Source organism: Bacillus cereus group sp. BfR-BA-01350 (assembly GCF_022663775.1).
Lineage (GTDB): Bacteria > Bacillota > Bacilli > Bacillales > Bacillaceae_G > Bacillus_A > Bacillus_A paranthracis.
The window spans coordinates 656,546-671,343 of the sequence record NZ_JAKUGD010000001.1 but is presented as its reverse complement, the minus strand read 5'-3'; the positions used below and the strand labels follow the sequence as shown (position 1 = coordinate 671,343).

Here is a 14,798-nt window from a genome sequence, read left to right as displayed (position 1 = left end):
ATTTCTATAATTTCTTCTTTTTCTTCCATAGAGTTTTATTAATTTGTTTTTCTAAAAATATATTGTAACTATTCCCCCTCCCGTTCTTCTCTATATTTTAATCATATACATTGAAAATCTCTTTTTTCTTACTCCTTCCTTACAAATTCCTTACGTTCAAAATCACTTCTATATTTCGGTGGTTTTTATTTAAGAAAACTTAGTTCTATTAACTTGATCGCAATGAAATAGCACCAAATACCCATCAACTGAAGAAAAGTAAATGCCTCAAAAATGGAAATACTGTACATTTTGCTTGATGGACATAGGGACTGGCTCCCCACTATAACCTTTTTACCGTATAAATATATATTCCATATTAAAATTATAAAACTCAATTAATTTCTTATTTTTCAGAAAAATAAGACAGTAACATTGAATTTATTGTATAATGTTGTAAAAAGATGTCGGAGGGATTTAATGTTACATAAAATATCTCAATTCACAATGAAGCTTTCATCCATTCTTTTATCACTCTTATTATTATTAAATTTACCTTATTTATTTATCACTCAAAATGGATTTACCTTTCAACCAATTCTTTTTTTTAATCAGATTGTTACAATGTTAAAGGAAGTTTTCTCCCCTGAATCATTAGTGGTTATAGGATCAGACCCGAAATTTGGTAGTTTCAAAAAAACACCTTTATTCCCAACTGTTTTAGAACCTTACCTATATTCATTTACTGTATTATTTTTAGCCTTTTTACTTGCGCTCTTTCTATCATCTAGCATGGCATTTTTTTATTTTTTAGCAAAAGATTATATAAAAAAATGGATAAATCGAATTGTGTTCATATTAGAAGCTGTCCCTGATATGATGATGATGATTTGTTTGCAAATATTTTTCATATGGGTACTTAGGAAATTCGGGGAAGCTCCTTTCACCATTATTTCTTTTAATGAAAATCGAGCTTATTTACTCCCAATTGTATCTTTAGCAGTCTTACCTACATTACAAATGTTTCGGATGATGGTGTTATACATAAAAGAAGAACATGGAAAAGATTATGTAGAGGTTGCCTATGGAAAAGGCCTTTCATCAAGTTATATACTATGCATTCATTTATTCAAAAATATATCTATCCACTTCTTCCACCATTTAAAAACGATTTTTGTTTTCTTACTTTCTAATTTATTCATTTTAGAATTTGTTTTTAATATGGAAGGCATTATTCAATTCTTATTTAATAAAGCGTTTATTTCACCTCCAGCTGCATTTATCATACTGGTTATGATTATTTTACCGTTTTATACTATTTTTCAAATAATCTCATTCATGATGAATAGATGGCAAAAGCACTTGAAAGGAGTAGCATTATGAGATCTATTTGGAAATCAAAACGCTTTTTAATCGGCTTTACATATTTATTTATACTTATTTCAGCTAGTTTTATTTATAGTTGGTTCTTTAAAGATAACATCCCAAAACCTCCTCAGTTACTTTACAATGACAATAACGAATTACTTGGAAAGGCCCCCTTTCCGCCATCGTTAATTCCGCCTTTTGGATCTGATCGTTTTGGAGAGTCTGTTTTCTTTCAAATTATAGAAGGAGCAAAATTTACTATTCTATTAGCCGTGGCAATTAGCTTCTTTCGAATTTTATGCGGAACATGTATAGGAATCCTCTTAAGTTTATTTACTCCAAAACTCAAGAGATTTTTCCAGGGATGCTCAGAAGTTTTTTACTATATTCCAACTCTATTTATCGCATTCATACTTATTACGCCCGTTAATATTGTAATCACATCAAATGCTGATGGGTTAAATCCAAATATTTCATTTACGTTTTATCAAGTACTCGTACTTATTTTCGTCGCTCTGCCTACACTTTCTTTATATATATCCTCAGAGGTTGATGAATTTATGAAACGAGATTACATTTTAAGTGCACAATTATTAGGTGCTAGCCGTTTTCATATTATGAAAAAACACTTACGAGTCTTATTACTTGACCGCTTATTTGTATTATTTATGGAACATATCGTCCAAACACTCATACTCGTTATCCATTTAGCGTTGCTTAACATTGTAATTGGCGGGATACAAATGCGTGAACTATATGACGGAGTGCTCAAACCTGTTTCTCTATCTAATGATTGGGCAGGCCTTATTGGCTTAAATCGTAATGAAATGAATCTTTCATGGTGGATCATTTTTTATACTCTCGCTTCATTCTTTATTACGATTCTATTTATTAAGCTTATGACACTCGGGATTCAAGATGCACTGAAAGCAAGAGATTCGCAAACTGTAGCAATTCAAACCGTTCCTGATCATAAAAAATTTGTTAAACATAAAGATTCTTTTTCTTTTGCAAATAAAGTGAACCTTTAATCCTGTCTCATTAATCAAGTATGGATTGGCATTGATATTAGTAGAATATAAAAAAGATGATCCCTATTGCATACAGGGATCATCTTTTTATGCAGTCTAACTTTTTTACATGTACTTTGTTAGACTTATATTTTTTATATTTAATGTGAATTATTTGCAATCACAATTATGCTGTTTAAAATCGATTACCATACGTCCTTGAATTCGACCTTGTTCCATTTCTTCGAATACATTTTGTACTTTATCTAGAGAACAAGTTTGAACAACAGGTACTACTTTTCCTTCTGCACCGAACATAAATGCCTCTTCTAGATCCTTACGAGTACCGACTAGAGAGCCAACCACTTCAATTCCATCTAGTACAAGTCGCGGAATGTTTAAATCCATCGTTTCTACTGGTAAACCTACTGCAACGACTTTACCACAAGCACGTACTGCATCAACTGCAGAGTTGAATGCTACTTTTGAAACAGCTGTTACTACAGCAGCATAAGCACCACCAAACTCATCTTGAACAATCTTATCAGCAGGACCTTGAGAAATTGGATTGATTGTCATATCAGCTCCAACCTCTTTTGCTAAGGCTAATTTATCGTCATTAATATCTACTGCAATTACCTTTGCACCAAATACGTTTTTAGCATATTGAATAGCTAGGTTACCTAATCCACCACAACCATAGATGACGATAGGTTGGCCAGGTTTAATATTGGATACTTTTATAGCTTTATATGTAGTTACACCCGCACATGTGATTGATGATGCTTGAGCTGGATCTAATCCTTCTGGTACTTTCACCGCATAATCAGCTGTCACAATACATTGTTCAGCCATACCACCATCTACTGAATAACCAGCATTCTTAACTTCACGGCAAAATGTTTCTCTACCAGTCACGCAATATTCACAACGTCCACAAGATTGGAACATCCATGCAATACTTACACGATCACCTACCTTTAGTGAAGTTACATCATCAGCAATTTTCGTCACAATACCTATACCCTCATGACCAAGAATACGGCCATCTGTGTTTCCAAAATCATGATTTGCAACGTGTAAATCAGTATGACAAACCCCGCAATACTCTACATCTACTAGCGCTTCACCTGAGTGTAACGGACGTAATTCCTTTTCAATAATTTCAATGTTTGCTTTACTATTTTTATTAACTACTACTGCTTTCATATGTGATCTCCCCTTTAGTGTTTTAGAATTTTTCATGAGTTCATCTCACAACTTCTGTCTTCACTAGTTTGGCTAATCATTATGCCAAATGTAAGTGTTCAATCATCATTACATGTTCATCATAACATGACACTTCAAAAACATTTTGTGAAATTATGAACAATATTTGAATTATTGCATAAGTCGGTTTTTATTTTATATTTTTAAAAATGAGAGTCTATCACTGGCTATAAGTAAGCCACATATTTCTACAAGAAAATAAAAAAAGCCCTTCATTTGAAGAGCTTTTCTTATTTTCGCCTCATCGAAATCGTTTCACGTATACTTTGTAAATGTTTTAACGTTTCCACCTGTCGTTGCAACGACAACCCTACATACAAAGTATCAATTAAACTTAACTGTGCTAATCGTGATGAACTTGCTTCTGTGCGGAATTCTGTCTCACGTGTTGAAGTATAGAGCGTTATATCAGTAAGTTGACTTAATGCCGATTTCTGATAGCTCGTAATCGCAATAATTTTAGCTCCTCTTGCTTTCGCTACTTCTAACGCTTCAAGTAACCCTTTATTGCTACCAGAATGAGAAATGCCGATAACAACTGAATTTTTCGAGAGTAAACCTGCTCCCATAATTCGGAAATGCAAATCGGTATGAGCGATACATGAAATACCAGTTCTCATAAACTTATGCTACGCATCCGTCGCAATAATACCAGAGCCACCATTTCCATAAAACTCAATTCGATTCGCTTCTTGTAAAGCTTTTACAGCTTGCTCTAGCGCTGTATCATTTAACAAATGCAATGAGTTATTCATACTTATTATTTCTCGCCGTGTTTCACTGCGTACAGTGCAGCTTGCGTACGATCATCTACTTCCAATTTAGCTAAAATATTTGAAACATGTGTTTTCACAGTTTGTTCTGTAATATGAAGCTCTGCTGCAATTTCTTTATTGCTTCGCCCTTTCGCAATTTCCTGAAGTACTTCTTGCTCTCTTTTCGTTAACATAGAAAAAGGGTTTTCTTTTTCTTTTTCTTTCTTGACTACTGATCGTCCTAATAGTGCTGGTGTTACTTTCGGATGAAAATTCGTATTTCCTTCATGTACTGCAATAATAGAAGCTACAAGTTGCTCAGGTTGTACTTCTTTTAATTGATAACCATCTGCTCCGGCTTCAAGTGCTGGTAAAACATAATCTTGCTCTGAAAAACTGCTTAATATTAGTATCTTTATCGTTTCATCATATTGTTTTATTTGTTTTGTTGCTTCGATGCCATCCATCTTCGGCATTGATAGATCCATTAATACTACATCTGGCCTTTTTGTTTGGACGAATGTTAACGCATCTTCTCCATTTTCTGCTTCCCCAACAATTTCAAATTCTTCTCTCGTTTTCAAAAAGAATACAAGTCCTCTTCGAACGATATGATGATCCTCAACTAGTAGTAATTTAATTTTCAACCTTCTTCTCCCCTTCAAACTGGCAACTGAATTTCAATTTTCGTACCCTTTTTCAGCTCCGTTTTTATTTGAAATGATCCCCTCATTAACTGAATACGTTCCTTCATACTTTTTAAACCGAGTGCTGACTCTCTTACTTGCTCTTGTATAAATCCTATTCCGTTATCCTCTATGTAAAAATACAACTGGTTATCTTCTATTTTTAAAAGAACATGTACCTTTTCACATGAAGCATGTTTTTTACAATTATGTATCGCTTCTTGACTAATACGCCATAAAACTTCTTCTATTTCATCACCAATTGAAACCATTCCATCAATTCGAACTTCTACGTGAATCCCTAACAACTTTCCGTAATTTTTAATTGCTTCAGCTAACCCTTTCTCTAATCCTTCCGGTCTTAATTGCCAAATCAAAAGTGTCATCTCTTGTAATGCTTCCTGTGATAATTCTCCAATATAGCTCAACATCTCTTGCAAGTCTCTATCTTGCGTCATATTTAGAGTACCTTTTGCGGTTAACATGATAGAAAATAACAATTGTTTTACTGAATCATGTAAATCACGTGCAAGTCGATTTCGTTCAGCTACTACTACATATTTACGTTCTTTTTCCACTAGCTGAATACGTTGGATTGTCGTCCCTATTTGAAATGCAATTGATTCTAATAATGCTAATTCTTCCTCTGAAAAATGTGTTTTTTGAGGAGAGGCGACATTTAATAGACCAAACTTCTCCGATCCAGACCTAAGGGGAATTGTCGCATGGTGCGTAACATTTTCGGTATCTCCCCAATTACATTCAATCGCATCCTCTATTCGCTTACATTCAATAATATTTGTCGCTTTTTCCAATCTGCCATTCACAAAACGCTCTACACACCAGCAATCTCCTTCACACATCGGCTTCTTCTCTTGCCACGTAAGAGCTGGCGGTAAGTTTTGATCTACAAGCATACGGTGTTTTCCACTGTCATCAATAAAAAAGATCCAGCCTGTTTGTAAATTCATAACTTGTAACAAAGTATGTAACACTTTTTCTAACATATCTTGTAAATTTGTTGCTTCATTTAATAATTCAGCAATTGCTTTTAATGCCTCTAAACGATGCATCTCTTTTTCTTCAAAGTTCATTTTCATCACCGTCTACCATTATAACATTAAGAAATTTCTAAATTCTACAAATTAAAAAGAACTGAATTCCTTCAGCTCTTTTTTATATCAATCATTTTATTATTATTTTTCTATCCAATGCTGAAAGCAGCATTTCCGTTACCAAAATATTCTACTTTAGCTGTCCGATAAAGATTGTCCATCTTGGCTATGCTGTAAACTTTCAGTAGTAACAAGCATATTTGCTGCTGGCATTTGTACTTGATTCTTATGGAACATAGACATTAATTCAAATCTTACTTGTCTAGAAGTTTCAAAATAATCTTCTGGCTTTATTAAACCTGTAATACAAAATTCATATCCAACGTATTTCAGATTCGGGTTTAAATCTGTAACACCTACATATTTAAAAGGTTCAACAGCTTCATCCTCTACTTTATAAAGACTTGGGGCCAATTTTTCATTACAATTAACACAAACTTCCTCTAACAATTCCTTAACTCTTGTAGGATCTTCCTGATAACTTACCGTAATCCGTTCAATTACTCGCATCCAGCCTTTATTAAAATTTTGTATCGTTCTAATCTCTCCGTGTGGTATCGTAAGAAGTTTTCCTGACCATTCACGAATTTGCATAAAACGAATACTAATTTCCTCAATCGTTCCTGAGTTTGTTCCGTTAAAAGTAACAAAATCGCCAACACGAAACTCTTTGTCCGCTAATCTCGCAAAGCCTAATATAACATCTTTCAGCATCTGTTGTGCAGCAAAGCCGATAACAACCCCCGCTATCCCAGCACCTGCAATGATACTTTTTATATCTACAAATTGGCTAATTAAATATATGATTAGACTAATGATAATGATATATCTAAAAATAGATCGAATCACACTTTGAATCGTTTGCTCTACCTCTTCATCAAAAAAGCTTGATTTCCTAAAAAACCAATCAATAATGCGGTTTATGACAAATGAAATAATGATTAGAACGAAAGCAAATAGTAAAAATCTTAAAAGTAAAAACTCTCTTACATAATTAAAAAATTCTTCAGTATACGTTAATAAACTCATCTAACCACTTCCTTACTAATTAAAAAATTCATAATCGTCTCAGTTTATTCTAGGAAAATCTATTATCTTCTCTAAAACGTCGCTACCCTTACTATGTATTTTGACTTTATTACTAATTCACTTTAAACAGTATGTCTAGATGTTCTTTTCCTTTCCCTTTAAATATACCCTTTTTAATAACGTAAGGGGAGCTAATCGTGAAATTTTTAAGCGTTAAAACTTTATTCTACTCATTACGATTTCAACTAATTTATTCATTAACTAGATAAAAAAAGAGCTGAATTTATCAGCTCTTTTATTCGATATTAATTGTTGTTTTACTGTTTTTTTCTTCTTTCAATTTTGGCAATTCAATTGTCAGTACGCCATCTTTATAATTTGCTTTAACATTTTCTTCCTCAACTCGTTGAAAATTAAAGCGTCGAGTTACAGAACCTATAGAACGTTCTTTACGAATATATATGCCATTCTCATTTTTTTCTTCTACTTCATTATGATTAGTTGCTTGAATCGTTAATACATCTTGTTCAAATTCAACTTGAATGTTTTCTTTTTGAAAACCAGGTAAATCTGCTTTTACTGTATATTTATCAGACTGTTCATGAACATCTACTTTAAAAGTATCCATGTTCATCGGTTTAAAGAAAGCATCTGTCATCCCTTCTAATAAAGAAGGCCCAAAATCAAAAATACCATTTTGACGTTTTGTTATTTCTGGAAATAAATTACGCATATTTTTTCCTCCTTATTATTTATGAATGAAAGATTATCTCTTTCTGCCTTTATTATAACACTTGGTCAAAAAAGGTCAAAGATTTTATTTGACCTTTTTTGATGTATATTTTACCAAATAAAACAAATAAGTTATATGACTTCTCTCCCTCTTATAAAGAGGAAAATATTCACATAACAACGAATAGTATATTTGCTCTTATTTTTTCTTACGGAGGTTACATACAATGGGGTATATTGAAGAACTTAGAAAAGTTGTCGGATCAAGACCACTCAATCTAGCAGGAGTTGCTGTAGCTGTTTTCAATGAACAAGGACAAATATTACTTCAACAAAGGCGAAATGGTATTTGGGGTGTTCCTGGTGGATTCGTTGAACTTGGTGAATCAACAGAAGAAGCTGGGAGACGAGAAGTGTTCGAAGAAACAGGGATTGAAATAGGAACCTTACAGTTAATAAGCGTATTTTCTGGAAAAGAATTTTTTGTAAAATTACCAAACGGGGATGAGTTTTATCCTATAACAATCGCATATCTTTGCAAAGACATTAAAGGCGGCTTACTAAAAGCTGATGGGATCGAATCATTAAGTGTACAATTTTTTGATTTTGATAAGCTACCAGAAAATATTAGCCCATTTATAAAAAAATTAATTGAGCAAAACCTCGTCTCAATTTAAACGTAAAAAGAGACCTTTTTTAAAGGCCTCTTTTTTTCACTTCACTTCTGCATGTAGGCATGACTTAAAATGTCCAAGTGCAAATTCATGCCCTTGCGCATTAAAAGATGCAACCGCCTTTTCATAAACTACAATTTTAAATCCTTTGTTATAAGCATCTACGGCCGTGTGAAGAACACAAATATCAGTACAAACCCCTACAAGATGCACTTCTTCTATTCCTCTTTCTCGTAACTTCATCTCTAAGTCTGTTCCTGCAAATGCACTATATCGCGTTTTATCCATGTAATATACATTCTCATCATCTTGATATGTTTCATATACACCTTGTAATTCACCAAACAAATTTCTTCCATTTGTACCTGCTATATTATGAGGCGGGAATAATTTTGATTCAGGATGATATACATCACTCTCTTCATGTTTATCAATAGCAAAGACAACGTAATCTCCATTTTCGATATATCGCTTCGTTATATGTACAAGTTCTTTCTCAATTTCTTGACCGGGTTTTCCGCAAGTTAAAGCACCTTTTTCCGCTACAAAATCATATGTATAATCAATATTTATAAGAGCTCGTTTCATTACTATCTCTCCTTCTCCTGTTTCACAGTAAACAATAGAAAATTTGTTATTACGACATCGTATGTACTATTCGACATTTCAAATGAAATACCTACATTTTTCTTCTGAAACTTACCTTATTCCGAGTTTATCATATAATAGCTAAACAATGGTAAAACAAATAGACCCTATTGATAAGTCATAAATTTGATAATGGAACGTAACTTGCATCATAAACCAAATTACTGACATCATCATATTAATCAAGAAGATACAAATACATCGGTTCACCTCTTCAACCGCTTTTTCTGTCATAGTAGTAACAAGTGGTCTCTTCCTAATTTAATCATATTAGAAAACGAAACAAGTGATTCACTATTACAACCTCTAGTATAAACAAAAAGTACACTACTTTTTGAGTAATGTACTTTTTATTCTTCTTATGACGCTGGTTTTGTTTCGAATGTTGCTTGATTAAAACTAATAACCTTTCCTTTCGGATCATTGTTTTCATACTGAACTGCCGTAATCGTATGACTACCTGTTTCAAGCGTCTTTTCTTTTAATTGTACTGTTGTCTGTGTTGTACTAGTTACTTGATATTTATCTGCAAACACTCGATCTACAAATACGAATGTTTCTTTATCATTTTGAAAATTAGAGAGCTCTAATTCAACGTGTTGAATTAAAGTATCCTTTTTAATGAATACAGCTGGTATATTACCATTCTCAGAAGTACCGTCTGGTGTAATAACTTTTACTTTTCCTTCTCCGACTGGCACTGCTCCTTCAGGAAATACTACTATATTCTCATTACTTGCGTTTACAACTCTTTCTTCCTGCTTTGATTGCGCACCTTCTTTTTCTTGTGGAGCTCCGCAACCGGCTAATAACAATACAGACAATCCAGTGATTATGAATTTTTTCAAAATTCATCCCCCCTGTCATTTCATTATAATTTATTATACAAAAATAACTTTTAAATTTTAAGACTACTTTCAACACTTTCATGAACAACTAGAATCTTGCTCACGATTAATGTATCATACTTTCCTTAATAGAACATTAATTTTTTTTATGAAATAAATAGTAATTCCCTCTTATCTATCATTTTAGCCTAACGGATTAATTACATACCTATCCAAAATAAAAAGACATTGTTTCATTCAATGTCTTTTTATTTTCGGCTTTAAAAAACAAATGTTGTAATCTCATCCACTTCTTTTCTTGGAAGTTTCTTCGGCTTATCCTTCGGAAAACCGAGTGAAATAACCATATTTATTTGTTTTTCAGGCTCAATTTGTAAATATTGTCGTAGTTCATCTTGAGCTAACAATACCGGTCCTGTCATTGGGCATGTACCAAGCCCCTTCGCATGTGCAGCCAACATTAAGTTTTGGGCCGCTAAACAGCTGCTCTTAATTCCTTCTTCTTCCCAAACTGAATCTGGAACAAAAGCAATCGGATCAAATATTTTTTCACGAAACTTTGATTCATATGGCGTTGCCAAACATACGATTAATACTGGTGCCTCCGAGAAAGCTGTTGCATATGGTCCGAAAGAACGTGTAAGTAATTTTCCTGCTTTCTCTTCTCCGTTTTCTGCCGCTTTTGCCGCAAGTTTATGTAATGCATCCCATGTCATTTGTTCAATTTCTTTAATTTTTTCTCGGTTCATAATGACCAAGAACTCCCAAGTTTGTGAGTTCGTATCACTCGGTGCATAACGAGCACAATCAATAATTTCTTTTATATCACTAGTGGATACTTCTTGTTCTGTGAACTTTCTAACACTTCGTCTACCGTGAATTACTTCTTTAAAATCTTCATAATTCATACATTAAATCCCCTTTTTACAGCGTTTTCAAATCTTGTCCTATGTTTGAATTATATCATGAAAAAAAGCTGGAGTAATACCAGCTTTTTTCTTCAATATTAGTTCGTAACTTTAAACAAACGAATACTTTCTTCATATGCAACTTGGAGTTTCTTTGTGATCGGTCCTCTCTCCCCGTTCCCGAACTGCTCGTCACCAATTTGAACGACTGGGAATATTTCAAGTGGCGTCGCTGTGAAGAAGCATTCATCGGCCTCATATACTTCTTGAAGTGAAAATTCTCTTTCTTCTACTTCAATATGTAACTCTTTCGCTAATGTAATAACATAGTGACGGGTAATGCCGTGTAGAATGAAATTGTCAGCCGGATGTGTAATCAATTTATTATTTTTCACCATAAAGAAATTTGAATGACAACCTTCCGTTACAATTCCATCTCGCACTAATATCGCTTCTTGATAGCCTTGTTCGTTTATTTTATTTTTAATCATAATATTAGGTAGCAGGTTTAAGGATTTTATATGACAGAACTTCCAGCGTATATCCTCTTCTACAGTAACTTTTATTCCTCGTTCCATAGAAGCAATTGGTCGTGGAAAAGAAACAATGTTTGCAAAATATGTTGGTTGCATATTTGACTCATATACATGATTACGTGCTTGAGCCCCTCTTGATATTTGCAAATATACATTCCCATCTTCTTGAAATTTATTTTTTTCAATCATTTGATATAACTCTTCCACTAACTCTTCCTTAGTAAACGGTGGAATTAATTTTATTTCTTCCATAGAATGAAAGAATCGTTCTAAATGTAAATCTAATAAATGTGGCTTCCCATCATATAGTCTGAATACCTCGTATATACCATCACCAAATTGAAAGCCTCTCTCCTCTAATGGAATCATTGGCTGTTCTTCCTTCGTATTTACAATTCTTCCGTTAAATAAAATCCAATCTTTATGAGTAGCTTTCATTTATTCCCACTCCTTTATTACATGATTGTTTTAATTGTACAACTTATGCACGATCAAAAGAAGCAATTTTCTGTATTTTAACAAAATAAAAAGTGCATCACCTATTTAAAGTGATGCACTTTTTATTTACTTCAGAAAATATTTTTCAATATCATCTAACATAAGATTTGCAGCTACAATACCACCTGCTGTATTCCAAATTACTTCATCTACTTGGAATACTTTATTCTCTTTAGAAGCCTGCAGTTGCTTAAAGAGTGGATCTTCTGTCCATTCTTTTGCTAATGTGTTTCCTTCATTATTCTTATCCGCGTCTTTATCTGATGTGAAATAGAATAAATAGTCCCCGTCCATATTTGGAATTTGCTCTTTTGTAATTCCTTTAATTGCAAATTCATCTTTATCTTGTAATGGTGGTCTTTTAAATCCAATATCATTTAATACAACACCTGAGAATGAATTTTTTTGATAAATACGAACGTCACCAGGGACGAAACGAATAATAGAAACTTTAGAGTTAACTTTATCACCTAATTTTTCTTTTATTCCTGCAATACGCTTTTTATAATCATTAAGAGCATTTTGCCCTTCTCTTTCTTTATTTACAGCTTTCGTATAAAGTGTAAAGTTTTCTTTCCAATCACCGCGTAATGTTTCAGCATATACTGTTGGCGCGATTTCTTTTAATTGCTCGTATATTTTTTCGTGACGCATTTTATTTCCGATAATTAAATCCGGCTGAAGCTTCATTACTGCTTCTAAATTAATGTCACGCTCAGTTCCTACTACTTTCGTATTTTTTAACTCTTTCGCTAAATGAGGATACCATTCATCACCAGCTCGTGGTTTCGTCGTTCCAACCGGCGTTACTCCAACAGATAAAAGTGCCTCAGCGCCCTCATTTGTTAAAACCACAACTCTTTTTGGCGTACCATTTACTGTCGTTTCTCCCATTGCATGCTTTATACTATAAGAACCTTTTGCCTTTACTGATGTATCTTTATCTTTCTTCTCTTCTTCTTTACCGCACCCTGCGATTACGACCATTAGTAACATAACGCAAAGTATAAGAATATTTTTAGTGCGTGTCATAAGCCCTCCTGGATGAAATTGATTATCATTTACACTTAAAGGTTAATGTATATCTCATACATTGTCAATAGATATATCAGAAAACTTTTTCAATATATATAATTACACCCTCATTTTTATTCAAAATATTTTTGTGCCTATTTGCTACTCAAATTTTTTTTAATCGTAACATATGAAAAATAAATGGACATAAGAAAGTAACTGTAATTCCAGTCACTGCATAACGTAAATAATACATATCAGGTATTACTTTTTTGAGTATAAACTGCATTATTAGCATGATACTTAGGCCCAATACTGTTTTTACCACTTGCATTTTAAAATCATTACTTTCATTCATATTAATAAAATGATTCTCTAACATGATACCAATCGTAGAACCTGTCAAAACTCCTAGTAATTTAAGATTATCTACTTGGCTTGTCATAACATACATAATGAGTGAAACAGCCAATATAATTCGTTGTAACAATATAAATTTCCTATCACTTAATCCCATTGTTACCTTCGTATATAAATAAACAACTATGACACTAAATAAAACGGCACCTATTATATCACTGAGCCAATGTACACGTAAATATAGACGAGAAATAGCAACTAATATAATAAAAACAATACCAATGATCCAAATGATTCTCTTTTTACATAAAATCATAAATGAACCCCAAAACGTTGTTGCTAACTGCACGTGTGTACTTGGGAAAGAATAACTTGCAGCTGATTTTTCATATAAAGATTGAATTCCGTCGTATGTATACGGTCGCGGAATTTTCATAAATTCTTTTATCACTATCCCTATATATCCAGAGAAACAAAGCATAACAATCATATGAAATGCTTTTCTTTTAGAAACGCACCAATACGAAATTGAAATAACAATTAAATATAATGTTTCATTTGCAATAATAGATACAAGCTTAAAAAATGCTGTAAGTACACTTCCCTCCAGACTGATCATCCATTCAAGAAATAACATATCAATATTAAACATACAAACACGATACCTCCCTAAAATTTAATTCTGCTATTTTTCAGCACTTCATATAAAGTGAAACTTTAATCAGTGGGGGTTTTCTTCATCCCCCACTGATTATTAGCCCTCACCAATCGGACTTTAATGGGCAGCCCGATCCCCATCTAACTTCTTTGCTTTCGCTGAATTTTGAGGTGGGTTCTTACTGCCCATTAAAGTGGGATAAACTAGTTGATTAACATTTCAAATTTATACACCTACTTACTTTACATGTTAAGAACATATAGTACCACATACTAATAATAGATACTATGTTAAAACATCCAATCATTTTTATAGATTTCCAATGATTTTTGGGCTTTATATACAAAATCACTCTAATTACAAATAAAAAAAACGCCCTTAAGTAAGGCGGTTTCTATCATTTTGCTTTAACCAATTTAATATAAATATATACGATTGATAGTGAATATAACGTATGCAAAATAAAAGAAATAAAAGGGCTATTCCAGTGGTACTATACAGCAAACCGAACTTTAAAAAAACATTTAAAAGCGGTGGAAAGTTCGTTATGCTTTGTAATGTAAGTAGCATACAAAACAAAAGGAAAAACACTGGAGCATATTGTAATTCATACGGCTTTCTCTTCTTATTTATTCTTTTTCGAATAAACATATGGCTTAGCTCCGCTACTAAAAAACACCCTCCAATTAATACAAGACCAGAAGTCATCGT

15 protein-coding genes and 1 pseudogene are annotated in these 14,798 nt (G+C 32.9%); 3 read left to right on the top strand and 13 right to left on the bottom strand.

What is annotated here, in order from left to right:
- Positions 1 to 459 precede the first annotated feature (459 nt).
- Both MR147_RS03390 and MR147_RS03385 read left to right on the top strand, forming a co-directional pair.
- On the top strand, positions 460 to 1,362 hold the full coding sequence (locus MR147_RS03390) for an ABC transporter permease subunit (protein WP_074607783.1): 903 nt from the start codon (positions 460 to 462) through the stop codon (positions 1,360 to 1,362).
- Positions 1,359 to 2,378, top strand: coding sequence for an ABC transporter permease (locus tag MR147_RS03385; protein ID WP_139302774.1), 1,020 nt, complete (start codon positions 1,359 to 1,361; stop codon positions 2,376 to 2,378). The genes MR147_RS03390 and MR147_RS03385 overlap by 4 nt, the downstream gene beginning before the upstream one ends.
- Positions 2,379 to 2,528: 150 nt before the next feature.
- Here the strand turns inward: MR147_RS03385 and adhP are convergent, their stop codons facing one another.
- The 6 genes and pseudogenes from adhP to MR147_RS03355 form a co-directional block, all read right to left on the bottom strand.
- Positions 2,529 to 3,566 (bottom strand): alcohol dehydrogenase AdhP, encoded by a 1,038-nt coding sequence (gene adhP, locus MR147_RS03380; protein WP_074607785.1) that lies wholly within the window; start codon positions 3,564 to 3,566, stop codon positions 2,529 to 2,531.
- A 290-nt stretch (positions 3,567 to 3,856) separates the two neighbouring features.
- Positions 3,857 to 4,372: pseudogene (locus MR147_RS03375) on the bottom strand (MurR/RpiR family transcriptional regulator); the annotation flags it as partial.
- Between the two features lie 14 nt (positions 4,373 to 4,386).
- Positions 4,387 to 5,028, bottom strand: coding sequence for a response regulator (locus tag MR147_RS03370; protein WP_242303655.1), 642 nt, complete (start codon positions 5,026 to 5,028; stop codon positions 4,387 to 4,389).
- 14 nt (positions 5,029 to 5,042) lie between these two features.
- A complete protein-coding gene (locus tag MR147_RS03365; protein WP_472927052.1) occupies positions 5,043 to 6,161 on the bottom strand; it encodes a GAF domain-containing sensor histidine kinase in 1,119 nt (372 codons plus the stop codon).
- Positions 6,162 to 6,317: 156 nt separating this feature from the next.
- Positions 6,318 to 7,211: a mechanosensitive ion channel family protein gene (locus MR147_RS03360; RefSeq protein ID WP_242303654.1), complete on the bottom strand. Its 894-nt coding sequence runs from the start codon at positions 7,209 to 7,211 to the stop codon at positions 6,318 to 6,320.
- Positions 7,212 to 7,506: 295 nt separating this feature from the next.
- Positions 7,507 to 7,944, bottom strand: coding sequence for an Hsp20/alpha crystallin family protein (locus MR147_RS03355; RefSeq protein ID WP_001245061.1), 438 nt, complete (start codon positions 7,942 to 7,944; stop codon positions 7,507 to 7,509).
- 226 nt (positions 7,945 to 8,170) lie between these two features.
- On the opposite strand from MR147_RS03355, the gene MR147_RS03350 reads away from it, so the two are divergent.
- A complete protein-coding gene (locus MR147_RS03350) occupies positions 8,171 to 8,620 on the top strand; it encodes an NUDIX hydrolase (protein WP_000540517.1) in 450 nt (149 codons plus the stop codon).
- A gap of 36 nt (positions 8,621 to 8,656) precedes the next feature.
- Here the strand turns inward: MR147_RS03350 and MR147_RS03345 are convergent, their stop codons facing one another.
- The 7 genes from MR147_RS03345 to MR147_RS03315 all read right to left on the bottom strand — a co-directional run bounded on the left by MR147_RS03345 (position 8,657) and on the right by MR147_RS03315 (position 14,795).
- Positions 8,657 to 9,205, bottom strand: coding sequence for a cysteine hydrolase family protein (locus MR147_RS03345; protein ID WP_242303653.1), 549 nt, complete (start codon positions 9,203 to 9,205; stop codon positions 8,657 to 8,659).
- A gap of 419 nt (positions 9,206 to 9,624) precedes the next feature.
- Positions 9,625 to 10,113, bottom strand: coding sequence for a putative periplasmic lipoprotein (locus MR147_RS03340; protein ID WP_000713485.1), 489 nt, complete (start codon positions 10,111 to 10,113; stop codon positions 9,625 to 9,627).
- 260 nt (positions 10,114 to 10,373) lie between these two features.
- Positions 10,374 to 11,021, bottom strand: coding sequence for a nitroreductase family protein (locus MR147_RS03335; protein ID WP_001105300.1), 648 nt, complete (start codon positions 11,019 to 11,021; stop codon positions 10,374 to 10,376).
- A gap of 98 nt (positions 11,022 to 11,119) precedes the next feature.
- Positions 11,120 to 11,995 (bottom strand): D-amino-acid transaminase, encoded by an 876-nt coding sequence (gene dat, locus MR147_RS03330; RefSeq protein ID WP_074607796.1) that lies wholly within the window; start codon positions 11,993 to 11,995, stop codon positions 11,120 to 11,122.
- A gap of 126 nt (positions 11,996 to 12,121) precedes the next feature.
- Complete coding sequence (locus MR147_RS03325) at positions 12,122 to 13,087, bottom strand: ABC transporter substrate-binding protein (protein ID WP_074607798.1); 966 nt, start codon at positions 13,085 to 13,087, stop codon at positions 12,122 to 12,124.
- 148 nt (positions 13,088 to 13,235) lie between these two features.
- Complete coding sequence (locus MR147_RS03320; protein WP_242303652.1) at positions 13,236 to 14,081, bottom strand: phosphatase PAP2 family protein; 846 nt, start codon at positions 14,079 to 14,081, stop codon at positions 13,236 to 13,238.
- A gap of 384 nt (positions 14,082 to 14,465) precedes the next feature.
- A complete protein-coding gene (locus MR147_RS03315) occupies positions 14,466 to 14,795 on the bottom strand; it encodes a hypothetical protein (RefSeq protein WP_014481650.1) in 330 nt (109 codons plus the stop codon).
- Positions 14,796 to 14,798 lie beyond the last annotated feature (3 nt).

Bases quoted from the DNA above. Each gene is read 5' to 3' on its own strand.
- MR147_RS03350 (WP_000540517.1), top strand. From the start codon at position 8,171: ATGGGGTATATTGAAGAACTTAGAAAAGTTGTCGGATCAAGACCACTC.
- MR147_RS03315 (WP_014481650.1), bottom strand. From the start codon at position 14,795: ATGACTTCTGGTCTTGTATTAATTGGAGGGTGTTTTTTAGTAGCGGAG.
- MR147_RS03365 (WP_472927052.1), bottom strand. From the start codon at position 6,161: ATGAACTTTGAAGAAAAAGAGATGCATCGTTTAGAGGCATTAAAAGCA.
- adhP (WP_074607785.1), bottom strand. From the start codon at position 3,566: ATGAAAGCAGTAGTAGTTAATAAAAATAGTAAAGCAAACATTGAAATT.
- MR147_RS03345 (WP_242303653.1), bottom strand. From the start codon at position 9,205: ATGAAACGAGCTCTTATAAATATTGATTATACATATGATTTTGTAGCG.
- MR147_RS03320 (WP_242303652.1), bottom strand. From the start codon at position 14,081: ATGTTTAATATTGATATGTTATTTCTTGAATGGATGATCAGTCTGGAG.
- MR147_RS03335 (WP_001105300.1), bottom strand. From the start codon at position 11,021: ATGAATTATGAAGATTTTAAAGAAGTAATTCACGGTAGACGAAGTGTT.
- MR147_RS03325 (WP_074607798.1), bottom strand. From the start codon at position 13,087: ATGACACGCACTAAAAATATTCTTATACTTTGCGTTATGTTACTAATG.
- MR147_RS03385 (WP_139302774.1), top strand. From the start codon at position 1,359: ATGAGATCTATTTGGAAATCAAAACGCTTTTTAATCGGCTTTACATAT.
- dat (WP_074607796.1), bottom strand. From the start codon at position 11,995: ATGAAAGCTACTCATAAAGATTGGATTTTATTTAACGGAAGAATTGTA.
- MR147_RS03390 (WP_074607783.1), top strand. From the start codon at position 460: ATGTTACATAAAATATCTCAATTCACAATGAAGCTTTCATCCATTCTT.
- MR147_RS03355 (WP_001245061.1), bottom strand. From the start codon at position 7,944: ATGCGTAATTTATTTCCAGAAATAACAAAACGTCAAAATGGTATTTTT.
- MR147_RS03360 (WP_242303654.1), bottom strand. From the start codon at position 7,211: ATGAGTTTATTAACGTATACTGAAGAATTTTTTAATTATGTAAGAGAG.